The sequence below is a fragment of the Chitinophaga sancti genome, from assembly GCF_034424315.1.
GTDB classification, from domain to species: domain Bacteria; phylum Bacteroidota; class Bacteroidia; order Chitinophagales; family Chitinophagaceae; genus Chitinophaga; species Chitinophaga sancti.
The window spans coordinates 2,817,915-2,842,271 of the sequence record NZ_CP139972.1 but is presented as its reverse complement, the minus strand read 5'-3'; the positions used below and the strand labels follow the sequence as shown (position 1 = coordinate 2,842,271).

Genomic DNA, 24,357 nt, shown 5'->3' with positions numbered 1-24,357 from the left:
CATTCTGGTTTTCTTTCCCTAAAACGTAAAACAGATAAAAAAAATTATATTTATAGCACTAACACTTTAACCATTTGGAAACACAACCTATCAGGGCAGAAAAAAACTGCCTCAACTGTGGCACTGAAGTTCCGGAACGCTACTGTACGCATTGCGGCCAGGAAAATACCGTTCCCCATGAAAGTTTTGGCCACCTGTTCAAACACTTCTTTGCCGATGTAATTCATTATGATTCAAAGACACTGATCACTCTCAAGTACCTCCTGTTCAGGCCGGGCTTCCTTACCCAGGAATATATCGCCGGCAAAAGGGTCCGGTACGTGAACCCGATCAAGTTCTACATTTTTACTTCCTTCGTCTTTTTCTTCGCGTACTTCGCCTTTACCCGCCAGGAGGAGAGTGCTGACAAGCCAAAGGTCGTCATGGCCAAAAGTTATAACCTGGATGGTAACGATAAGGCTGACAGCATTGCCGATGCCTGGAAGCAAAAAATGGACAGGTACGAAAATGAAAAAGAATACAAGGAGGCCCAGAAAGTCCTGCCCGAAAGTGAACGTGACGGCATTTTTACCAGACAGGCAGTTCACCAGTATTTCAAACAAAAGGAAAGGAAGGAAAAAGGGGAGGAGGGAATCGATGAACAATTTCAGCACAACTATCCTAAAATGATGTTTGTCTTGCTGCCGCTATTCGCCCTTTACCTCAAATGGTTCTACCAGCGCAGAAAGAAATGGTTCTATGCCGATCACGCAATCTTCTCCCTGCATTTTCATACCTTCTTTTTCATTTTCTATTTATTCACCACTATCCTCGACTGGTTATTTAATGTAGATTTTATCTCACTGGCTGGCCTTGTGGTGATCTTTATCTACCTCATGCAGGCTTTAAAAAGAATCTATGGCGGCAAGTCATTCTGGAAAGCCTTTTCACTGGTATTGGTGTATGGTTTTTCCCTTTTGATGGTTTATGTTGGTTTTGCAATAGTCATCAGCCTTTGGATGTGATTTGTTTTTTAATGTTACATGTAAGCGTAGATGCGGGAGAACCGCTTTTTAACGTAAATTAGAAGATGCAACCAGAATTTATAATCATACACCAGCAAGTTGCGCCTTATGTTGCGCACATCCAATTGAATCGCCCCAAAGAACTCAATGCCCTCAATCTGCAGTTAATGACAGAGCTGAAAGAGGCATTAAAATCACTGGACGCAGATGATAGTGTACGCGTGATCGTGATCAGTGGTAATGAGAAAGCTTTTGCGGCAGGTGCTGATATTAAACAAATGGCAGGTAAAAGTGCCATGGACATGTATAATATAGATCAGTTCAGCACCTGGGATACAATAAAGAAAACAAAGAAGCCGTTGATTGCTGCAGTAAGCGGTTTCGCTTTAGGCGGTGGTTGTGAACTCGTTATGCTATGCGATATGATCATTGCCAGTGAAACTGCCCGCTTCGGCCAACCCGAAATCAAGATTGGCGTAATGCCCGGAGCCGGAGGAACACAGCGGCTCACCAGGGCCGTAGGCAAAGCCCTTGCCATGGAGATGGTGCTGACCGGAAAATTTATTACTGCAACAGCAGCATTAAATGCAGGACTAATTAACCGCATCGTTCCGGTTGAATTATATTTGCAGGAAGCCATCAGGTTGGCGACCGAAATTGCAGCACTGAGTCCGCTCGCTGTCCGCATGGCGAAAGAATCTGTACTGAAAGCCTTTGATAGCTCGCTGGAAGAAGGCTTACATTTTGAAAGGAAAAACTTCTACCTCCTGTTTGCCTCCGAAGATCAGAAAGAAGGTATGCAGGCTTTCGTAGAAAAACGAACACCCGTATTTAAAGGAAAATGATTGCGGCAATAGACAAGCCGTGAACAATGAAATCATGACATTTACCAAACAAGTGACAGCCATGACCGTGATGGCTGCCTGCATCATCGGATGCAAAGAACCCTCAATGAATAATGCAAGGGAAAAAAAGGACAACATTGAAACGCCAGAGACAGACACGATGATAACCATTAATGACGCGATTGAACCGGTAGTCGTGACCTCCTGGAAGCATTTTGAACACTATGACGGCAAGTATATCACGGAAACCGATATGCTGCAACGTGAACCGCTCAGATCGCGGCTCAAAACTTTGTTAGGGAATGCGAACAATGTATTATGTCAGCGGTTCGATGTCGCACCTCCTATTGAAGTGGAGAATGATGTATTGTACAATCAGGGCTGCCGTAAACACTATTGCGGGGCTGATGAAGCTGCGATCGCAATCGATATGAAGCGTGATGTGGTATATGCTGGTGTGGCGGTAAATGGGGTTGTAAAGCTGTATAGTGAAACACGGGATTCGGGCTATCCCGAAAAGTTGATCAGGTGGAAGGAGAAGTTTGGAAATTGAACTTAAAATGTCATAAAAAGAAAAAGCCCATTCCGCTGAGGAATGGGCTTTTCTATCAAAAGAAAAATTAATTAAACTTCTTCTTCAATTCTGCCAGCTTTGCCTGGAAATCATTCAATGGAGCAGGTGCACTTTTCTTGCTGTTATTGCTGGTCTCTGGTCTTCTTTCTCCTCTGTTCTCCCTTTTCTGACTACCACCTTGCTGCGCAGGCTCATTCGTCTTCATAGACAATGATATACGCTTACGGCCCGGATCCACCTCCAACACGGTTACAGTCACCTTCTGATTCAGCTTCACTGCCTCATTCGGATTACTGATATACTTATTGCTCAGGTGAGAAATATGTACCAGTCCATCCTGTTTCACCCCTACATCCACAAAGGCACCGAAGTTAGTAATATTAGTTACCACACCTGGCAATGTCATACCTACTTTCAGGTCTTCCATCGTCTTAATGCCTTCCGCATATTCAAAGATCGCAATCTCATCGCGTGGGTCACGACTAGGTTTATCCAACTCTTTCAGGATGTCTTCCAAAGTCAGTAAACCAACTTCTTCACTTACATATTCTTTCGGATTGATTGTTTTACGCAGATCTTCTTTCGCCATCAGATCCTGTACGGTGCAATTTTGCTTGCTGGCCATACTCTCAATCAGCTTATAACGCTCAGGGTGTACTGCTGAATTATCCAGTGGGTTATCACCATTCTCAATGCGCAGGAAGCCCGCACACTGTTCAAATGCCTTTTCTCCCAGACGGGTTACTTTCCTTAACTGTGAACGGTTGCTGAATGCACCATTTTCCTTACGGTATTTCACAATGTTGTCCGCCAATGAAGGCCCTAAACCAGATACATACGCCAGCAAATGCTTGGATGCCGTATTCAGGTTCACACCTACATTGTTCACACAGCTTACCACCACCCTGTCCAGGCTCTGTTTCAACTGTGACTGGTTTACATCATGCTGATACTGACCTACACCAATCGCTTTTGGATCGATCTTCACCAGCTCTGCCAGCGGATCTATCAACCTGCGGCCAATAGATACAGCACCACGTACGGTTACATCAAATTCAGGGAATTCCTCACGTGCTACCTCAGATGCAGAATACACTGAAGCACCACTTTCATTCACCATGAATACATTGATCTTTTTACCAAAATCAATCTTCTTCACAAATTCTTCTGTCTCTCTGCCAGCGGTACCGTTACCCACTGCGATAGCAGAAGTATCATAGCGATCCGCCCATTTCTTCAGCAAGGCTTCCGCATCATCACGTTTATAATTCTTTTCCAGCGGATAAATAACATCGTTATCCAGCATATTACCCTGGTTATCCAGTGCTACCACCTTACAACCGGTTCTGTAACCCGGGTCAATAGCAATCACTGCTTTAGGACCCAGTGGTGCGGCAAGCAACAGTTGACGCAGGTTCTCTGCAAATACCTCGATGGCTTCCTGATCCGCTCTTTCCTTGGCCAGTGCACGGAATTCATTTTCCAGAGATGGGCGCAGTAAACGCTTGTAAGAATCGGTGATCGCCTTTCCTATCTGCTCTGCAGCCGCATTTTTAGTGGTAATGAATTGTTTATCCATGATTTCAATTGCCTCTTCCTCGTTAGGCGCAATAGTGCCATACAGGAACCCTTCGGCCTCTCCACGCAGAATTGCCAGCACACGGTGAGAAGGGATTTTGCTGAAATCTTCATTAAAGTCGAAGTAATCCTTGTATTTGTTACCTTCTTCTTCCTTGCCTTCGACCACTTTTGAGGTTAATACAGACGTATGGGTGAAGAGCTTACGCATTTTGTCACGCAGCTCAGCATTTTCGTTGATCCACTCTGCCATGATATCACGGGCACCTTTCAGGGCTTCATCCGTAGAGGCTACCTGCTCGTTAAGGAACTGTTCAGCAAGGGTTTGTGGTACACCTTCCTGTTGCTCAAACAACATTTTGGCCAGCGGTTCCAGGCCTTTTTCGATCGCCACAGTAGCCCTGGTCTTACGTTTGGGCTTGTATGGCAGATAGATATCTTCCAGTTCTGTCAGTACCCAGGTATTTTCCAGTTTGTCCTGCAGTTCCGGAGTCATTTTCTCCTGATCTGTAATGGTTTTGATAATGAACGCACGACGTTCATCAATTTCCTTGTAACGTTTCTGCAGGTCTTCGATACGGCCTATCTGCACCTCATCAAGGCTGCCTGTCACTTCCTTACGGTAGCGACTGATAAAGGGCACGGTAGACCCTTCTGCCAGCAAATTCATGGTATTCTCAGCCGAACGGGCTGGAATGCCCAATTCAGACGAAATAAGTGCAATGTGTTTGGTATTCATGAAACGAAAATTAGTCTTTTTACGGTTATTAAACCGGCCGACAAATGTAAAGAAAATGCCTTTGTCATCAACAAAAAGAAATTAACAGTAGAATTGTTTGATGCTATCCCGGAATAAGCCTTACTTAAACGCCTACAGTTAAAGGATTTCTATTGTAGAATTAAAAAAAGCTGATTCAAACTGTAACACGACCCAATTATTTTATGACGACAGACTGGATACTTTCAAATTTCGGCCCGAATTTAGCAGCGGAGACATATTCCTTATATTTGACAAATGGAAAATAACGCGGCCTTCGAACGGCTACTCAGTATCATGGATGATCTCAGGGAAAAATGCCCGTGGGATAGAAAACAAACCATCCACACCCTGCGTCAGCAATCTATTGAAGAATTATATGAACTGGCAGATGCCATCACCACATCCGACTGGAAATCCATAAAGGAAGAACTGGGTGACCTGCTGCTCCATATCGTTTTTTATGCCAAAATAGGGTCTGAACAAGGCCAGTTTACCATCACCGATGTGATCAACGGTATCTGTGAAAAACTCATTTCCCGCCACCCGCACATCTATGGCGATGTAAAAGCTGAAGATGAAGAGACGGTAAAACAAAACTGGGAAAAGCTGAAACTGAAAGAAGGCAAAACCTCCGTTCTCAGTGGCGTACCGCAATCCCTGCCTGCATTGGTAAAAGCCATGCGCCTGCAATCCAAAGCCAAAACTGTCGGTTTTGAATGGGATAATACGGAACAGGTATGGGAAAAAGTAAAAGAAGAAGTGCAGGAATTGCAGGAAGTAGTGACGGCGGGCAATCCCGACAAAATAGAAGACGAATTTGGAGATGTACTCTTTTCCCTGGTCAATTACTCCCGGTTCCTGAAAATAGATGCCGAAAATGCACTGGAACGCACCAATAAGAAATTCATCAGCCGCTTCCAGTACATCGAAAAGAAAGCGGCCGAAAAAGGCAAATCTTTAGATGAAATGACGCTGGGGGAAATGGATGAACTCTGGAACGAAGCGAAAAAATGTTAGACATTAAAGAAATAAGGCTTTTCTTCATCCGGCACGGCTACTTGCTGATCGTAGCAGCCTGGCTGTTTACCTTTTCCTTCCTGTTCAGTAACTACTGGTCTTACTATTCCTCTCCCATGGGAGTGAAGCGTAGCCTGGAAAAAAGTATCTCTCAGCGGGAAACATCCTTTGAAAGAATAATCAAAGACCAGTTCCTGCTGAACCACCTTTTTTCAAGAAACTATAACGAGAAGGAAATAAAGAGTCTGGATACGAAAGACTTTTATGTATTTGCCTACGATAGCAGCGAGGCAGGCCGCTGGCTGGTATTCTGGAGTACCAATATGGTCATGCCCGAAGAATGGCAGGTACCACTGGTAGATGGAAACCACTTCGTAAAACTAAAGAACGGATACTATGAAGTGCTGTGCCGGCGGGTGTTGAGTCCTGAAGCAGGGCATGAACGTTTTATGGTGGGTGTCATCCCAATTATGATGGAGTATAGTTTTTCTAATAACTATCTCGTCAATCACTTCTACGACAAGCCAGCACTGGGCCGGGAATACAGCATCAATGTCAAAGCCCCGGGTATACCGGTGCTCAACGGCCAGAACCTGATCCTCTTTTACCTGAATTATGACAGAACCATGGATACAAAGCCCCCTAATCTGCTGAGTGTCATTCTCAGGGTCATGGGCTGTATCTGTGTGCTGATATTCATCAACCTGTTTGCCGCTACGGTGGCAAGGCAAAAGAGTGCCCTGAACGGCTTCCTCCTCCTGGCAGCCGTTGTCATCATATTCAGGTTATTGAGTTACCTGTATCCGTTTCCCTTCAATCTGCGAACGCTCAATATCTTTACACCGCTGATCTATGCGAAAGATGAGATCTTCCGTTCCCTGGGTGACCTTTTGCTGAACGTATCGTTGACCTTCTGGTTATTGCTGTTCTTCAGACAGCATGTAAAGTCCATCAAGGCGCCTCCCGTGAAGAACGTATGGCAGCAAAGACTGGTGATCATTCTGAGTAGCTATGTGATGTATGTGGTCGGGCAGTTTTTATCAGACCTGATTCAGAGTCTTGTGATCGACTCCCGTATTTCATTTGACGTTGCAAACCCCTTCAGTCTGAATGAATATAGTATCATTGGTGCCATCATATTAGGTTTCATTGCATTTAGCTTTCTCTTCTTTTCACAGATCGTCAATTCACTGCTCAATGAGCTGACCAGTTTCAGGCATCGTACCAAGTATGTTTTCCTGGCTATGGTCGGTGTTGTTTGGGTAGTGTTCAGGATCCATAATCCTGAAATTTATTATTCCATCGCGCTGGTAATATGGCTGATCATCTATGTGATCCTGCTGGATGTACTGGCAGTGAAGTTTGAAAATAGCCTGGCGACGGTGCCTTTCCTGTTCTGGTTATTTTTGCTCACGATCACAACATCTGCTGTACTGGTATATTACAATGATCAGAAGGAGCTAAGCCAGCGGGAGAGAATGGCGAGGGAACTATCGAAGCAAAAAGACCCCTACCTCGAAATGCTGCTCAGAGATGTAACGAAGCAGATGGAACAGGATGAGTTGCTACAATACTTTTTCCAGCAGAACAATGGCGGCAATATGCCGAAAAGTACACTGGAGAATGAATTGAAACAAAAGTATTTCAAAGGATACCTGGGCCGGTTCAAAGTGGATATCTATGCCTTCGATGAAAATGGTATGCCGATCTATGGTGGAGACACCAGTTCATTCTATAGCCTGAGCCGGAAAATGATTGTAGAGTCAGAACTGATCGGGAATGATCTCTACTATAATACCAGGGGATTTAATGACTACAGTTATATAGGGCAGAAAGATTTTTATCGCAATGGTGAGAAGGCCGGCTATCTGGTGTATGAGCTGACGCCTGTGGTGATCAACTCACAGCGTTTGTATCCGGAACTACTGGTGTCTGGTGATATCTACGATCCGGAGAAGGAATCCAATGCTGCCTATTCTTACGCTATCTATGACAAGGGCCAGCTGGTGAACAATAACAATGATTATGCTTTCCCCGTTAAGTTATATGATTCAGATGTTCCGAATGAGGAAGTGACCTTACGGAAGGTGGGTGGTTACTCGCTGATGTATTACAAGGCGTCGAAAGAAAAAGTGGTGATTGTAGCAAAAGAGATCAGGAGCTTTATAGAATTTATCACGCTCTTTGCATACATGTTTTGTTTGTTCCTGCTGATCATTGCGATTTACAGGGCCCTGGATCTGTTGGTGAAAGCGAGGATGCGTATTAGTAACCTGAGATCACTGGTCAATTTTAATATCAGGAGAAAAGTAACAGGTACGATCATCTTCATCGTAGTATTTGCATTTGTGATCCTGGGTTTGACCACGGTATTGTTCTTTATAGATCGTTCAGAACGGGAGAATAAGGAGCGCTTAAGTCATACGATCAATGAGGTAACGCATGATGTAGAGAAGGTCTTTGCCAACCAGCGGATGTTCGATGACCTGGAGGACCTGTATGATCCGATTTTCCAATCCAGTTTATCGGAGTCAATCGGGGAGATTGCAGATGAGCGGGCGCTGGATATTAATATTTATGACAGGGATGGTAATTTGCAGGTGACAACGCAGCCACTGATCACGGAGAAAGGCTTGTTGTCAAGAAAAATAAATCCGGATGCTTATATGCAGCTGGGCCGTCAGCAAAAGATACAGTGGATCCAGAAAGAGAAGATCGGTTCGATGGGGTATCTATCAGGCTATGCTCCTTTGCGTAATAACGGGGAGATCTTTGCTTACCTGAACGTACCTTATTTTGCTACGCAGACAGAGTTAAATCAACAGATCTCTAACTTCCTGGTGGCGCTGATCAACTTCAATGCGTTTATATTTTTGATAGCAGGTTTACTGGCCTTGTTCATTACGAATTCAATCACGAAATCATTCTCCCTGGTGACAGAGCGTTTGCGACATGTTAGCCTGGGGCAGCAGAATGATGAAATTGAATGGGAGAAGGATGATGAGATTGGAGCATTGGTAAAGGAATATAATAAGATGGTGCGGAAGCTGGAAGTGAGTGCCGCCCGCTTAGCGAAGAGCGAACGTGAAGGCGCGTGGAGAGAGATGGCGAGACAGGTGGCGCATGAGATCAAGAACCCTTTGACACCTATGAAACTGAGTATCCAGTATTTGCAGCGGGCGATTGATAATGATGCGCCGAATGTAAAACAGTTATCTCACAATGTAGCGCGTACACTGGTAGAGCAGATAGAGCACCTGGCAAATATCGCATCTGATTTCTCGACATTTGCGCGGATAGGGGAGGCGAACAGCGAGGTATTGATGTTGAACGAGGTGTTACATTCATTGAAAGAGTTGTATCAAAGTCATGAGCATAGTCAGATCGTTTTCAATCATCCGGGGCATGCATTTTATGTGTTTGCAGACAAGACACAGATGAACCGCTTGTTTACAAATCTTTTGCAGAATGCGATACAGGCAATACCAGAGGATAGAGAGGGCTTAATCACTATTAACATGGAAGAATTGGATCCGGGTTGGGTGACGGTGAGTGTGACGGATAATGGGGATGGTATACCGCCGGAGATCCAGTCAAAGATCTTTGTGCCGAACTTTACGACGAAGAATTCCGGAACAGGTTTAGGTCTGGCGATGTGTAAGAATATTGTGGAGCAGGCAAGGGGAGAGATCTGGTTCGAGACGCAGCTGACAGTGGGTACATCATTTTATGTGAAGTTGCCAATAGAAGCAAATAAACAGTAAATAGAGCTGACTAAAAAGAGTACCTCCTCTCGGGGGATAATGGAGACGAAATGGGTTTTACGCAATTCTCAGCGCCTCCATTTTACTTTTTAGTTAGCTCCAAAATAAAAAAATACCGGCCTCACGACCGGTATCAATAATTTTTAGTTCTAATAGGATGTAAATTATTTCACAAAACTCTCCCGGATCTTCTCCAGCAGTTTCGTTTCGATCATTTGTTGGGCCAGCACGATCATGTTCTTAAAGGCAGTATCTTTCGATATACCATGACCAATGATCACAGGCTTAGATACCCCTAATACAGGAGTACCGCCATAGCTCTGGAAGTTAAAACGGTCCATGTACTCATCATTAATATTCCGCTGTACTGCAATATCATGCAGTGACTCAGCCATCTTGAGTATCACATTTCCCGTAAAACCTTCACAAACAATGACATCAGCCTTGCCGGTCAGTACATCACGACCTTCCACATTGCCAATGAAATTCAATTCTTTGTGTTCTTTCAGCAAAGGATAAGTGGCTTGCGCCAGCAAATTACCTTTACCTTCCTCCTCTCCGATATTGAGCAGACCTACAGTAGGATTTTCAATATTCAGGATATGTTTGGAATAGAGAGACCCAAGGATTGCAAATTGGAGCAGGTTTTCAGCTTTACAATCGGCATTGATACCAACGTCGAGTAACAGCCCGATAGAGCCGTCCAATCTTGGCACAGGTGTAGATATTGTTGGTCGCTGAACACCTTCAATTGCCTTAATGGAATAGAAGGTACCAACCATCATAGCGCCAGTATTACCTGCACTGATAAACGCATCAATCTTCCCGCTTTGTAACAGGTGGAACCCGATACTGATAGAAGAATGTTGCTTTTCCTTCAGCGCCTTGGTAGGATGTTCATTCATCCCAATTACCTGAGATGAATGAACAACTGAATATTTTGATTGGTCCAACTGCGCTTCTGATAATAATGGCGCTAAAGCTGCCTCATCACCAATCAGCACCAGATGTGCATCTGCTGCAACAGTATCTAAAAATAATTTTACTCCTTTTACTGCTTCGACGGGGGCATAATCACCGCCCATCATATCTAGCCCGATTCTCATGAACGTTTAAATTTGTCTTTGCTCGGGGTAAAAATAGTAAAATTATTTAGCGCTGCTTTGTTTTTCCAATACAACTTTTCCTCTGTAGTACAGTTTGTTCTCTACCCAGTGAGCACGATGTCTCAGGTGCACTTCACCAGTTGCGCTATCTGTGCTTAAAGTATCCGCAAAGGCCTTGTAATGCGTCCTTCTCTTAGCTGATCTTTGCTGAGAATGTCTGCGTTTCGGATTTGGCATCGTATTTAGTTTTTAATTGTCCTAGTTTAATGTTTCAATAAGTATCTTTTCCTCAAATCACCGGCTTAATTATTCCGGAATTTGTCCAGGTCTTTCCAAATTGGATTGTCCTGAGCGCCAGATTGCTTGTTCATCTGGTCCAGCATCTCTAATACCTTCGGATCACATGTGCTCTTGCCATCCACATCCGGGTGTATCTTCTGCATAGGAATGCTCAGGTTGATGAATTCATAAATCCATTCACCGACATTCAGGTGCGATTCCGTTCTCGAAATATAAGATACTTCCGGATCCTCATCACCTTCCATCTCCTCAGGATTCTCTACCATCTTCACCACCTGGGTAAAATCATCCCAGAGCTGAAGATTAAGTGGTTGCCCACAACGATCACAAATTACGCTTACAGATCCGCCAATTTCAAACTTTAACAGGAAAAAATCACTTTTCTTGTCCAAAGTAAGCTTTACCGTTGCTTTGCAATCGCTAAAGTCCTGCGGCCCGTAGTTTTCAAAAAAACTATCCGTAACTTGGTATTCAAATGTATGCTCTCCGGGTTTGAGCCCCACAAAGGCAATTTCAAATTGACGGAGTTGTTTCATAATAAAATCCTCACTTTTAGAGGGATGCAAAGGTAACCAAATATTTGCAAATGCAAAAATTTCCTACATTAGCCTTTTCACAGTAGCCCGAATATCAGGATTGTACAGATTAGATTAGTGAAAACCAATTAATTAATTATTATATTCGTGCTGTATAAAATCCGCATCACTGTACACCTGCATTCATAACCAATGGCCCGGATCAAAGGTACGAGAAAACATCCCATTACCCGAAGCATTTCACCGCCGGATATATTTTCACTGCCAATCAGCGTCTATTTCCAGCACACTAATGCCGGTATTTTACTCCTCGATGCGGAGCAGCAATTGGTATGGGTAAATGCTGTATTTCAACAATATACGGGAAATGACATCGATTTGGTTCCGGATATGCCCTTTGCCACCATTGCCCGGCATCTGGCCCGCGGAGCCCGGAATCCCGAAGCTTTCCTCAATACCGTCGAAGACCTTTTGAAACAAAAAAATCCCTTCTTCGGACAGGAACTCCTGTTTTCTGATGGCCGGATCTTCGAACTCAACTATACCCCCCTCTGGCACGACGGAGTTTTTAATGGCAGTATGTGGCAGGTCACCGATGTTTCCCGCCGGCAACTCCAGCAGGCTACCCTTGAGCAGGCCAGGCAGCAGGCTGAGGAAGCCCGGGGTGCACAAAAGGAATTCCTGGCCAGCATGAGCCATGAGATCCGTACCCCCCTCAACGTCATCATTGGTATGACCCACCTGCTCGAAGAAACGAACCTCGATGCCCGCCAGCAGGACTATATCAATATTTTAAAACACAGTTCCAATATTCTCCTCGGCCTTATTTCCGATATCCTCGATATCTCAAAGATCGAGGCGGGGGAGTTCCAGGTCAATCAGCGGGAATTTAATCTCACGGCCCTGGTACAATCCCTCCGGCACACTTTTGAGCTCAAACTGGGCCAGCGCCCTGTAAAAATTTCTGCTACCATCGATCCCCGGATCCAGAATCGCCTGGTCGGAGATGATACCCTTTTGAACCAAATTCTCATGAACCTGTTAGGAAATGCAGAGAAGTTTACGCGGGAAGGGGAGATTTCCATCCGCGTGAGCCCCGAAAGCTGGCAGGACGATAAAGTATGGGTACGCTTCCGTGTATGTGATACAGGCATCGGCATCAGCAATGATAAGCTGGACCTGATCTTTAAAAATTACAAACAGGCGGAACAGGAGATCAGGGAAAAATATGGTGGCACCGGTCTGGGCCTGGCCATCTCCAAACAACTCGTTGAGCTGCAGGGAGGTACGATTTGTGTTGAACAATCAGCCGGCTACAATACCTGTTTTTCGTTTAACCTGCCTTTCATCGACACCCGGAAGTCTGCCCTTATTACACCAGGCGCCGGTTCACATCGCAGGCAGGCCAGTTTTTCAGGATCAAGTGTACTTGTGATCGAGGATAATGCCATGAACCTTCGTTATATTAACAGTCTGCTGGAAAAATATAACGTACAGCATCAGCTGGCTACCAATGGTCCTGATGCACTGTATTTTCTCAATTCAAGGCAGTACGACCTGGTACTGATCGATATCCGGATTCCCGGTCTGAATGGATTGGAACTGGCTGAAATGATCAGGGAAGATGAAAATAAACCAAACGTAGCTACACCGCTCGTAGCCACCACTGCCCTCGCCATGGAAAGTACTTTTACACAGGCCAGGCAGGCAGGTATTACCGATATACTAACGAAACCATATACCCCTGATCAATTATTACAGGTATTGAACAAATACCTGAATGAAGATGAAACTGAACTTATAATGGAAGAAACTAACAACATATCCGGATTTGAGTTCCATAAGGACCTGGATGTAAAATATCTCAATACCCTGTATGAGAATAATATTTCTTACGCTGCAGATCTGTTTGAAATATTTTTGAAAACGATCAGGGAAGAACTGGTGAAAATTCAGGCTTTGGTCGATGCAAGGGATTGGGAACAGCTAAAGTTTCAGGTGCATAAACTAAAACCCAATTTCTCCATGGTAGGCCTCACGTGGATAAGTGCCCGTATGCAGAATCTGGAAAATACATTGACGACAAACACATCCCTGCCTCCCGAAGAGGTGGATGCGCTGTTCGCAAATATTTCAGAAGAAGTAGAAAAATTCTATCCGATCATTGAAGCCGAGTACGATAGAATGAAGATCTATCAGTAATCAGCCATTAAAACTCGTCAAGAATCTCCTTTACACTATTGTAATAGCTACCTCCAAATAAAAGCAGGTGAACCATGAGCGGATATAACTGGCAGACACCAATCCTGGACTGCCATCCTTCGGCCAGGGGATACATGGTCTGATAACTGTAATAAAAGCGTGTATCAAAACCTCCGAACAACCTGGTCATAGCCAGATCCATTTCCCTGTGCCCATAATATACCGCAGGATCGTATACACATGCCTTGCCATCCTTGCCCACCATAAAATTGCCTGACCAGAGGTCGCCATGCAGCAGTGCAGGCTTTTCGTCAGGGAACATGGCTGGCAAACGCTTCCACAGGTGTTCCATTTGTACCACCATAGCCTTGTCCATTACCTGCTGATCATAAGCTGCCCTGGTAAGCGGTTGCAAACGGTTAAAGGCATAGAATACCGGCCAGCTGCTGTAAGGTGTATTATATTGCTTGAGCGTACCAATGTAATTGGTCTCGGAAAACCCGTAGTATGTTTGCGTTTGGCGATGTATTCTTGACAGGCTTGCACCAAAGTTTTCCCAAAAGTCAGGTGTCACCCCGCCTTTCTCCATAAATTCAGTAACCAGGAATCCTTTGTCTCCCACTGTTCCGGTAGCCAAAGGGCGGGGTACAGAGATGGCATTGGTGCCACGGAGTATATTGAGTCCGTTCAGTTCTCTCACGAACATGTCCGGATAAATATGCGCATCATTCATCTTCAGAAACAATGATCCGTCAGTTGTGGAAAGCTTATATGTTTCGTTAATATCTCCACCGGATATTTTTTCTGCGTAATTAATGTGTATTTTCACTCCTGACTGGCAGGATAGCGCTGTTGTAAGTTCGCCCAGTAAGATCTCATCTGTCATTTTACGCGCTGATTAGTATGGATACAAATGCAAAGATAAGGCACATAGGAGTACGTATTTTGGTAACAATTTTGTGCGTCATCATTTTGAAGGGGCTGTTCACATTCAGCCATCGTTTTGAAGGGTGGTATTTTCATAGGTTCTACTTTTGGATAAGTAACTTGCTCAGGACGGTTTTGGGAACCATTCCCTTTAGTGTTGGCGACGTAATTTATGCTGCCTGGGTTATAACAGGTAGCATAAATTTGTTAAAATTATGTTATAAACTGATCAAAACCCAATGGAAGGAGAGTTTTTTGTATTTCCTGAAGGGAATTAGTGCTGTTCTGACTTTATACCTGGCCTTTCTGGTCCTGTGGGGATTTAACTATGACCGCTTCTCCCTCGAAAAAGATATGCAACTGGAAGTAAATGAGTACAGTACACAACAGTTATACAAACTGGCTGATACTTTGTTGCAACAAGTAAATGCAAACCGGGTGGAAATGGGAGATACGCTCAGTGTTACCCATCCCGGAGCAGATAGTGTTCAGCTTTTTCAGCGGGCTGTGGTAGCCTATGATCAGGCAGCACAGCAATGGCCGGTGCTGAAGTATACGCATCCCTGTCTCAAAACATCGCTCTATGGTACCTGGATGAACTATATGAATGTAGGCGGCTACCTCAATCCTTTTACGGGTGAAGCCCAGGTGAATGTAACTACGCCAGGTTTCTTACATCCATTCACAATCTGTCATGAAGTGGCACATCAATTGGGATATGGGGCAGAGGAAGAAGCCAATTTTATCGGCTACCTCGTAGCTGGTCATGCAAAGGATGTTCGTTTCAGGTATGCGGCCAATTTCGAGATGTTCATGTACAGCATCCGGCAGTTGCGCTGGCAGGATACCACGATGACAAAGGAACTCTGGCAGAAAGCCGTTCCTGGCATACACGAAGATTACCATCAGTTAAAGAATTTCTATCACAAATACAGCGGCCCGGTAGATGATTATACGTCTATGATCTATGATCAGTACCTGAAGGCTAATAAGCAGGAAAAAGGAATAAGTAGTTATAATGAAGTGGTGGGATGGCTTATAGCCTACTTCCATATTCATTGATCAAAAGCAGCATACGATGAATCAGGAACAACAACGCCTTCAGATACAAGGCTGGAAGAAATGGGGGTCTTATGTGAGTGACAGACAATGGGGTACTGTACGCGAGGATTACAGTGGTAGTGGCAGTTCATGGGACTTTACCACACATGATATGGCGAGAAGTAAAGCATGGAGATGGGGAGAAGAGGGTATTGGTGGCATTTGTGATGAGAAACAACTTTTGTGTTTTTCACTGGCCTTCTGGAATAAGCAGGACCCGATTTTGAAAGAACGCTACTTCGGACTGAATAATGCCGAAGGCAATCATGGCGAAGATGTAAAAGAACTCTATTATTACCTGGATGCAACGCCTACACACTCTTATATGAAGATGCTCTATAAGTATGTGCAGCAGGCATATCCATATGAATTACTGAAACGCGAAAATGCCCGCAGAGGGAAAACGGAAGAAGAATACGAACTGATCGATACCGGGCTTTTTAATGAAGACAAATACTTTGATATCTTCATAGAATATGCAAAGGAGGATATAGATGATATCCTTGTCAAAATCACCATCCACAACAGGAGCAATACCGATGCCCCGCTAAGCGTATTACCTACCGTATGGTTCCGTAATACCTGGGTATGGGGGCGCCGGCCTTATAAACCCGCATTGTGGCAGGAGGATGCGCAAACCATCCGTTTTGAGCATGAGAAATTGCAGGTGCAGTACCTGTACCAGGAGGATGGACAGGAAATGTTGTTTTGCGAAAATGAATCCAACAATCAAAAATTATACAATGTAGATGCCATCACTCCTTTTGCAAAAGATGGGATCAATGATTATATCATCCACGGTGCAGCAACTGTCAATCCTGCTAAGCAAGGTACCAAGGCGGCGGTGCACTATGATATTTCAGTACCGGCACATGGTTCACATACCATTCGCTTAAGGTTGACTGACAAGGCGAAGGCGCAACCTTTTGCCGGTTTTGAAGACCTGTTTGCCGCACGGGTGGCTGATGCAAATACTTACTACGAAGAATTGCAGAGCGAGATCAAAGATGAAGATGAGAAACTGATCCAGCGCCAGGCACTGGCAGGCATGCTGTGGAATAAACAGTTTTATTATTATAAAGTACAGCGCTGGCTGGAAGGAGATCCCTCACAGCCGGAGCCTCCTGCGGAACGCTGGAATGGGCGTAATAAAGAGTGGAAACACCTCGTAAATGAAGATATCATTTCAGTACCTGATAAATGGGAATTTCCCTGGTATGCGGCATGGGATCTTGCGTTCCATTGTGTCACGCTGGCATTGGTAGATCCTGATTTTGCAAAGCAGCAATTGTTGCTGCTGACTGAAGAATGGTACATGCACCCGTCAGGCGAATTTCCTGCGTATGAGTGGGCATTTGGGGATGTAAATCCGCCGGTGCATGCGGGTGCCGTATATCGTGTATTTAAGCAGGATGCTGCGCTGAAAGGGGAGAAGGACTATCATTTTTTAGAATCTCTGTTCCACAAATTACTGATCAATTTCACCTGGTGGGTGAATAGAAAAGATAGTAATGGCAGTAATATTTTCGAAGGTGGTTTCTTAGGATTAGATAACATTGGTGCATTTGACAGGAGCCTGCCATTACCAGATGGGGTACGTGAAGAGCAGGCAGATGCTACAAGCTGGATGGCGACCTATGCCCTGAATATGCTGCACATTTCACTGGAACTGTGCAAGCATAATAAGGTGTATAATGGTATGGCGACAAAGTTCTTTGAACACTTCATGTACATAGCCGGTGCGATGGCGAGCATGGGAACAGGAGCGAATGGTTTGTGGGATGAGGAAGATGAATTTTTCTATGATCAGTTACGGGCGCCAGATAACAGGATTCTGAAACTGAAATTCAGAAGTATGGTAGGATTGATTCCCCTGTGTGCGGTAGAAGTAATTTCAAAAGAAGCCCTGGAAAATAATCCCGTATTTGCGGAGCGCATGTCGTGGTTCCTGCGTCACAGGCCGGATTTAGCACAGTTGGTGTCTCGCTGGTATGAGGAAGGGAAAGAAAATAAACACCTATTGAGTTTATTGCGTGGACATCGTATGAAGCGGCTGCTATATCGAATGCTGGATGAAACGGAATTCCTGGGCGAATATGGTATTCGTTCCTTATCTAAAAAATACGAAGCATCGCCCTATCGGCTTAGGGAAAACGGTACAGAGCTGATCGTAAAATATGTTCCAGGCGAAAGTGATACGATTACTTATGGTGGAAACTCTAACTGGCGTGGCCCTGTATGGATACAGATGAATTTTCTGCTGATAGAAAGTCTGCGTAAATTTCATTATTTCTACTCAGATGATTTCCGTATAGAATATCCTACATCATCAGGTTCTTATTATTCCCTGAAAGAAGTAGGTACATTGCTGGCAGATCGTTTGCTGAAAATTTTCCGGAAGGATGAAAGAGGCCACAGGCCGGTATTTGGAGATAATGAGAAATTACAGAAAGATCCGCATTTTGCAGATCTAATTCAGTTTCATGAATACTTCCATGGAGATAGTGGCAAGGGATTGGGGGCTGCGCACCAAACAGGCTGGACTGGTCTTGTGGCTAACCTGATCAGGATGAAGCATACGAATCCATGATCAATAAAAACGTTCATGAAAGATGGAACTCACCAACGGGCATGAAAGAGGTAAATTTATGTTGCTAAACTTAAATACCATGTCATCCCAAGTCGAATTCCCTCTTTCATGAATGTTTTATACTAATTCATCAGCAGCACATTCACACTTCTCTGCAATATATTAAAGGCAATCTCCGCCATTAAATTCTCCTTATCCAGCGTCGGATTTACTTCCGTTATCTCAAAGCAGCAGATCTTTCTATGCTGCATAAATTTCGCAATCAGGTCCTCTACTTCTCTTTCCCGTAAGCCATTCGTTACCGGTGTACCGGTACCTTTAGAAATAGAACTATCCAGGCTATCCACATCAAACGATACATATATATACTCGCAATCACTCAGATACCTGAACACGGCTCTTGCTATCTGCTCTGCCCCTTTTCTCCGCACTTCATTGGTAGTAATTACTTTCATTCCATACTGTTTGATCAGGGCTTCTTCTTCCTTCTCATAATCGCGTAATGAAATAAACACAATATCTTCAGGTAATACCTTTGGCGCGATGCCTCCTATATTCTTCAGGGCTTCCCAATTTTTAATGGTATTCTCATCAAGGTCGTGCACCTTACATTCCAGGTTATCTTCAGCAATAGAAATAGCCACCGGCATCCCATGCATATTCCCTGATGGAGTTGTATACGGTGTATGCAGATCCGCATGCGCATCAATCCAGATAGCCCCTATTTTTGCCTTCGGCCGCGCCATTTTCAAACCCGCAATTGTAGCTCCTGCTGTACTATGATCGCCTGATAATACTACCGGGAACCAGTTCGCTTTTACCGTTTCACTCACACTTTTGCTGATTCTTTCGTATAATGCCAGGGTACCTTTAATCCGTTTTGCATAAGGAGATTCTATCGGTTCAAAAAGCAGTTTATTTTCTGTTTCAATTGCTTCAGTAGGGAAATGCACAAAAAAGTTGCTCATAAAATCCAGTGCAGCTATTTTAATCGCTTCCACTCCCAGACTAGCGCCTCTTGTTCCCGCGCCAATCTCTGATTTCACCTCAATGATCTTAATATTTTTCATAAAAGGATGTTATTCCTGTTTAGCAAGCTAATGGTTTTTAAATGAACGGTCGGCTGCTTGCACTGTGGAGGTATTTACATACCTGCATGAAAACATATAATTATTCCAATAAGGACGGTGTATCTTCAAATAATCTTTAATATTTTCAGGTTAAAAATGGATAAAGATTAAATGTGGAATTCCAACGTATAAAAACGATAAATTCGTTCATATCAATAACTCCAACAAAACGTAAATTCCATGGACTTTCAACTCACTGAAGAACACCTGATGATTCAAAAGGCTGCCCGGGACTTTGCCCAAAATGAACTATTACCCGGCGTCATAGAAAGAGATGAGAAACAGATTTACCCCGCAGCGCAGATCAAAAAACTGGGAGAGTTGGGATTTCTCGGAATGATGGTAGACCCAAAATACGGAGGTGCAGGCCTTGACACCATTTCCTATGTACTGGCTATGGAGGAAATATCCAAAATAGATGCTTCCACCTCTGTTTGTATGAGCGTAAATAATTCATTAGTCTGCTGGGGCCTGGAGCAATATGGCTCTGAAGAGCAAAAACAGCAGTATCTGGTACCCCTTGCCAAAGGCGAAATCACCGGCGCCTTCCTGCTCAGTGAGCCAGAAGCCGGTTCCGATGCTACCTCCCAGCGTACTACGGCGGAAGATAAGGGTGACTTTTACCTCCTCAATGGTACAAAAAACTGGATCACGAATGGTAGCAGTGCCAGTGTGTACCTTGTAATCGCTCAGACCCACCCTGACAAAGGTAGCAAAGGCATTAATGTCCTGATCGTAGAGAAAAACAGCCCCGGCGTAACAGTAGGGGCCAAGGAAAATAAAATGGGAATCAGGGGGAGTGATACCCACAGCATCATGTTCCTGGACGTAAAAGTGCCTAAACAGAACAGGATAGGGGAAGATGGATTCGGCTTTAAGTTCGCTATGAAAACTTTGGCAGGAGGCCGTATCGGCATCGCTTCTCAGGCATTGGGTATTGCTTCCGGTGCTTATGAATTAGCCATAAATTACTCCAAACAACGAAAGGCTTTTGGCAAAGAGATCAGTCAGCACCAGGCCATCCAGTTCAAACTGGCAGATATGGCTACCCGTATAGAAGCGGCAAGATTGCTGTGTTTCAGGGCTGCATGGGAGAAAGATCAGCATCAAGACTATACCCTCAGTGGTTCGATGGCGAAAGTGTATGCCTCAGAAACGGCGATGTGGGTAACGACTGAGGCCGTGCAGGTACATGGTGGCTATGGCTATGTGAAAGAGTACCATGTAGAAAGACTGATGAGAGATGCGAAGATCACGCAGATTTATGAGGGTACCAGCGAGGTGCAGCGGATCGTGATCGGGCGCAGTATACTTGGCTAAAACTCAGGTTTATGTCACATAAAAAAGATTCCTCCAACGATTTTTCTCATTTTCTGAAGCTCACCATCATTAGTGTGGCGCTGTCAGTGCCTTTCTGGTTTATAGCACCTTCAGTGGCAGCAGTGGCGTTTATGATCATTCTGGTGTCACTGAATGCCGCGTCCAATAAGCGGCGGGAAAAGCGGGAGAAAGTCGGTGGAGGGTCTTATATGGAGCAATCTTCAGAGCATATCGATTAAGGTTTTGGGTTAGAAAAGCAACAAAATCCTCCTTGCTGCCGCAAGCCACAATTACTACCTTTGCGGGATGTCAGTAAATCTACCCGCATATAACAAAGTCATGGCCGAACTGGCGCCTCACAAAGCCAGTCTTGTGGCTGTCTCCAAAGTAAAACCAGCCTCCGACATACAAGCCCTGTATGATGCAGGCCAACGGATCTTCGGTGAGAACTACGTTCAGGAACTACAGGAAAAACATCCCATCCTGCCTGCTGATATCGAATGGCATTTCATCGGCCATCTCCAGTCGAACAAGGTAAAATACATCGCTCCCTTCGTATCTATGATCCACGCAGTAGACAGTCTGCGCCTCCTGGAAGAAATCGATAAACAAGCCGCTAAGCATCATCGTATTATCCGCTGCCTGTTGCAAGTCCACATTGCAGAGGAAGAAACCAAATTTGGCCTGGATGAATCGGAATTGAGGGAAGTCCTCACCCAATGGAAAGCGCAGGCTGACAAGTTTCAGCATATCCGCATAGCCGGCTTTATGGGCATGGCGACCAATACTGAAAATATGGAGCAGGTAAGAGCCGAATTCAGGCGCTTAAAAGCCCTTCAAACACAGCTGAAAGCCACTTTCGCACCCGGAGATGAGCAGCTCACTGAACTCTCCATCGGTATGAGCGGAGATTATACTATCGCCCTGGAAGAAGGAAGCACCATGGTAAGAATTGGTAGTATGCTCTTTGGCGCGCGATCCTAACCCTATTAGGCACAAATCTCTCAAACTGCAGGCCTGTGAGCGAACCTCACAGGCCATATAATTTTCCCGATATAAATTCCCTATCTTTACTCCATAAAATTAATAGACTAGTATGCTCAAGCATTGTTGGTTACTGGCAGTACTGCCAGCATTTATATTCGGTAAAAGCCTGGAAAAATACGATCTGCCTAATGGCACCTGGAGAGGTAGCCTGCATCGTGCAGATGGTGCGGACATCGTGTTTAACTTTGAGGTGAAAGACAGTGCCCGCAAGAAAGTAATCTATATCCTCAATGCCCAGGATCGCATGCTCGTAGATGATGTGAAACTAAAAGGCGACTCCATATTCATCAAAATGCCTTTCTTCGATTCTGAATTCAAAGCTGTTATCACCAATAATGGCTCCCTTGAAGGATTGTGGGTACGCCATCTTCCTCCCGGGGATGTAACCATTCCTTTTACTGCTGCTCATAATGTAAAAGAACGTTTTCATGTACAGACACCCGCCAGCTTAAATATTACAGGGCGTTATGCTACCTGGTTCTTTAATGCCGGTAAGCCGGATTCTTCCTATGCAGTTGGAGAGTTTAAACAAACCGGCAGTAAAGTAACCGGCACATTCCTGACCTCCACGGGCGATTACCGCTTCCTGGAAGGAATTGTAGATGGAGATAGCCTGAAACTCTCCACTTTTGATGGTTCTCATGCTTACTATTTTACCGCACAGGTAAAAGATGGCTCACTGGAAAACGGCGTTTTCTATGCGGGTATTGGTGCCGGTAAAGAACAGTGGGTAGGCCGAAAAGATGACAAAGCTGCTTTGCCGGATGAACGTTCACTGGCTACTACCAAACCGGGGAATAAGCGCCTCGATTTTACCTTTCCGGATATGAATGGGAAGAAGGTAAGTATAAAAGATAAGCGTTTTGCAGGAAAGGTAGTCGTGATCACCCTAATGGGTAGCTGGTGCCCGAACTGTATGGATGAAACTGGTTTCTTAAGTAACTGGTACAAAGAAAATAAAGCCCGTGGGGTGGAAGTAATTGGTCTTTCTTATGAAAGGACGACTGATTTTGCTACCTCTCAGAAGGCGCTGGCCGGATTCCTGAAGAGATTTGATGTCACTTACCCCGTATTGATCACAGGTGTGACACCGGGCGATCCGCAAAAAGCAGAGAAGACGTTGCCACAGCTGACAGGTATCAAAGGTTTCCCAACTACGATCTTCATTGATAAGAAAGGAAATGTAAAAGAAGTGCATACCGGTTTCTCCGGTCCTGGTACAGGAGAGCATTATGAAGCATTCAAAAAAGAATTTAATCAACTCATAACAACACTCTTAGCTGAATAAAAGTAAAAAGGTCCTGCTCATTCAGCAGGACCTTTTTACTTTTATGCGTGGCCATCCGTTTTATGCAATTAGGAAAGCGACTCTTTTTTAAACCTTTTATAGGAAGAATTGCTTTCATCTATAATTTTCAATACACGTTCCTTTACATCATCTCTCATTCCAGTCGTTTCATTCTCGAAAATATCTTTCAGCTCGGTTAAACTATCGGCACCACTGCCTACAATACGCCTGAAACGTTTATTCACCTCATCAGCTGATTTTCTAATCTTTTTCCTTGTTTCTTCACCACTCTCTGGTGCAGTTAATACTCCGATTGCAACTCCAGCTGCCAATCCTGCTAATGCGCCGTATATTAATTTCATTGTGCTCATAAAAAAAGTTTATAAGGTTAAACAAAATGCATGTATCGAGTGCCAAATATCAGGCCAGAACCAATCTGTTAAATGTAAAAAAATTGTGAAACCCCAACTTACAAAGTCTGAATTTCTCCTGTTTCTACATAGTTCTTAAATCTTAAGATATCTTTTCTGATCATGTTTTCAAACGCAGGATTCAGGATCCACGCCAGTCCAGTACCTACATAACCTGCAGGCGGACGATAGGTAATAATCACTTCCATATCAGTACCTCCACTAATAGCATCACTAAATGTAATTTTACCGGCAGTTACCAGGTCAGAACCAGGAGCAGAGCGCCATCCGATCATTTCACCCGGCTCGTCTTTGATAATTTCTGCATCCCATTCAATGGTGCCGAGTTTGCCGGGTCCGGTAGCCACCCAGTGAGAATGATGACTATCTGTTTCCGTAACAACTGCCAGATGCCGCATAAAATGCGGCAGGTTCTCTACAGAACGCCAGAAATTGTACACTTCAAAACGGGGCTTGTCAACAATGAATTTCGTGCGGATATTAATCGCACTATTGTGTTTGTCAGACGAACTTCTGCCTGCTACTGCCGAGATTGGGCAATTGCCAGAAATACCCCTGTACAGGAGATAACCACCGGCAATCAGCCTGAGCAAACTGCGAATAGGGTGTTTGTTGATCCCGCTGATAGCGCTGGTTGTCATCATCGCACCGCCTACAATAGAAGCGATCCGCCCGGGTTTACTTACGTTGAGTACATTGGAGTGTTCGTATAAAGCGGTGGCTCTTGGTTCGCCATGACCATTCAAAGGATGATTATATTTGCTCATAATAACACTTTTTACAGTTTACAATACTAAAATGCTGCTAAAGGTTAAGTTGTTGATATTCAGTTGTTAT

20 protein-coding genes are annotated in these 24,357 nt (G+C 44.4%); 12 read left to right on the top strand and 8 right to left on the bottom strand.

Annotated elements, in window-relative coordinates; genetic code table 11:
• Positions 1–74 precede the first annotated feature (74 nt).
• From U0033_RS10830 to U0033_RS10820, 3 genes are all read left to right on the top strand, one after another.
• Complete coding sequence (locus tag U0033_RS10830; protein WP_072356718.1) at positions 75–1,004, top strand: DUF3667 domain-containing protein; 930 nt, start codon at positions 75–77, stop codon at positions 1,002–1,004.
• Between the two features lie 65 nt (positions 1,005–1,069).
• On the top strand, positions 1,070–1,849 hold the full coding sequence (locus tag U0033_RS10825; RefSeq protein WP_072356719.1) for an enoyl-CoA hydratase-related protein: 780 nt from the start codon (positions 1,070–1,072) through the stop codon (positions 1,847–1,849).
• Between the two features lie 19 nt (positions 1,850–1,868).
• Entirely contained in the window at positions 1,869–2,402 is a 534-nt protein-coding gene (locus tag U0033_RS10820) for a hypothetical protein (RefSeq protein ID WP_143150573.1), read from the top strand.
• Between the two features lie 67 nt (positions 2,403–2,469).
• On the opposite strand, the gene U0033_RS10815 is transcribed toward U0033_RS10820, so the two are convergent.
• A complete protein-coding gene (locus tag U0033_RS10815; RefSeq protein ID WP_072356721.1) occupies positions 2,470–4,740 on the bottom strand; it encodes a Tex family protein in 2,271 nt (756 codons plus the stop codon).
• A gap of 276 nt (positions 4,741–5,016) precedes the next feature.
• Here U0033_RS10815 and mazG point away from each other — a divergent pair, with 276 nt between their 5' ends.
• Entirely contained in the window at positions 5,017–5,778 is a 762-nt protein-coding gene (mazG, locus tag U0033_RS10810) for a nucleoside triphosphate pyrophosphohydrolase (protein ID WP_072356722.1), read from the top strand.
• Positions 5,772–9,542 carry a sensor histidine kinase gene (locus tag U0033_RS10805; protein WP_083571298.1) on the top strand — a complete coding sequence of 1,257 codons (3,771 nt, stop codon included), beginning with the start codon at positions 5,772–5,774 and terminating at the stop codon, positions 9,540–9,542. The genes mazG and U0033_RS10805 overlap by 7 nt, the downstream gene beginning before the upstream one ends.
• Positions 9,543–9,706: 164 nt before the next feature.
• Here the strand turns inward: U0033_RS10805 and plsX are convergent, their stop codons facing one another.
• The 3 genes from plsX to U0033_RS10790 form a co-directional block, all read right to left on the bottom strand.
• Positions 9,707–10,648, bottom strand: coding sequence for a phosphate acyltransferase PlsX (gene plsX / locus U0033_RS10800; RefSeq protein ID WP_072356724.1), 942 nt, complete (start codon positions 10,646–10,648; stop codon positions 9,707–9,709).
• Positions 10,649–10,690: 42 nt separating this feature from the next.
• Positions 10,691–10,885: a 50S ribosomal protein L32 gene (rpmF, locus tag U0033_RS10795; protein ID WP_072356725.1), complete on the bottom strand. Its 195-nt coding sequence runs from the start codon at positions 10,883–10,885 to the stop codon at positions 10,691–10,693.
• A 65-nt stretch (positions 10,886–10,950) separates the two neighbouring features.
• Positions 10,951–11,484, bottom strand: coding sequence for a YceD family protein (locus U0033_RS10790; RefSeq protein ID WP_072356726.1), 534 nt, complete (start codon positions 11,482–11,484; stop codon positions 10,951–10,953).
• A 192-nt stretch (positions 11,485–11,676) separates the two neighbouring features.
• Between U0033_RS10790 and U0033_RS10785 the strand changes: the two genes are divergently transcribed.
• On the top strand, positions 11,677–13,686 hold the full coding sequence (locus tag U0033_RS10785) for an ATP-binding protein (protein ID WP_072356727.1): 2,010 nt from the start codon (positions 11,677–11,679) through the stop codon (positions 13,684–13,686).
• A gap of 7 nt (positions 13,687–13,693) precedes the next feature.
• On the opposite strand, the gene U0033_RS10780 is transcribed toward U0033_RS10785, so the two are convergent.
• On the bottom strand, positions 13,694–14,572 hold the full coding sequence (locus U0033_RS10780; RefSeq protein WP_072356728.1) for a fructosamine kinase family protein: 879 nt from the start codon (positions 14,570–14,572) through the stop codon (positions 13,694–13,696).
• A 17-nt stretch (positions 14,573–14,589) separates the two neighbouring features.
• Here U0033_RS10780 and U0033_RS10775 point away from each other — a divergent pair, with 17 nt between their 5' ends.
• Both U0033_RS10775 and U0033_RS10770 read left to right on the top strand, forming a co-directional pair.
• Entirely contained in the window at positions 14,590–15,675 is a 1,086-nt protein-coding gene (locus tag U0033_RS10775) for a DUF3810 domain-containing protein (protein WP_072356729.1), read from the top strand.
• 16 nt (positions 15,676–15,691) lie between these two features.
• The gene (locus U0033_RS10770) at positions 15,692–18,304 is read left to right on the top strand and encodes an MGH1-like glycoside hydrolase domain-containing protein (RefSeq protein ID WP_072356730.1); all 2,613 of its coding nucleotides are present in this window, start codon (positions 15,692–15,694) and stop codon (positions 18,302–18,304) included.
• 122 nt (positions 18,305–18,426) lie between these two features.
• Here U0033_RS10770 and U0033_RS10765 read toward each other — a convergent pair whose 3' ends face one another.
• On the bottom strand, positions 18,427–19,374 hold the full coding sequence (locus U0033_RS10765; RefSeq protein WP_072356731.1) for an arginase: 948 nt from the start codon (positions 19,372–19,374) through the stop codon (positions 18,427–18,429).
• A gap of 240 nt (positions 19,375–19,614) precedes the next feature.
• Between U0033_RS10765 and U0033_RS10760 the strand changes: the two genes are divergently transcribed.
• From U0033_RS10760 to U0033_RS10745, 4 genes are all read left to right on the top strand, one after another.
• Entirely contained in the window at positions 19,615–20,754 is a 1,140-nt protein-coding gene (locus tag U0033_RS10760) for an acyl-CoA dehydrogenase (protein WP_072356732.1), read from the top strand.
• 11 nt (positions 20,755–20,765) lie between these two features.
• Positions 20,766–20,993: a hypothetical protein gene (locus tag U0033_RS10755; RefSeq protein ID WP_072356733.1), complete on the top strand. Its 228-nt coding sequence runs from the start codon at positions 20,766–20,768 to the stop codon at positions 20,991–20,993.
• Between the two features lie 67 nt (positions 20,994–21,060).
• Positions 21,061–21,738, top strand: coding sequence for a YggS family pyridoxal phosphate-dependent enzyme (locus tag U0033_RS10750; protein WP_072356734.1), 678 nt, complete (start codon positions 21,061–21,063; stop codon positions 21,736–21,738).
• A gap of 112 nt (positions 21,739–21,850) precedes the next feature.
• Positions 21,851–23,089, top strand: coding sequence for a peroxiredoxin family protein (locus tag U0033_RS10745; protein WP_072356735.1), 1,239 nt, complete (start codon positions 21,851–21,853; stop codon positions 23,087–23,089).
• Between the two features lie 68 nt (positions 23,090–23,157).
• Here U0033_RS10745 and U0033_RS10740 read toward each other — a convergent pair whose 3' ends face one another.
• Positions 23,158–23,460 (bottom strand): YtxH domain-containing protein, encoded by a 303-nt coding sequence (locus U0033_RS10740; RefSeq protein ID WP_083571299.1) that lies wholly within the window; start codon positions 23,458–23,460, stop codon positions 23,158–23,160.
• A 98-nt stretch (positions 23,461–23,558) separates the two neighbouring features.
• The gene (locus U0033_RS10735; RefSeq protein WP_083571300.1) at positions 23,559–24,287 is read right to left on the bottom strand and encodes an SRPBCC family protein; all 729 of its coding nucleotides are present in this window, start codon (positions 24,285–24,287) and stop codon (positions 23,559–23,561) included.
• Between the last annotated feature and the right edge of the window lie 70 nt (positions 24,288–24,357).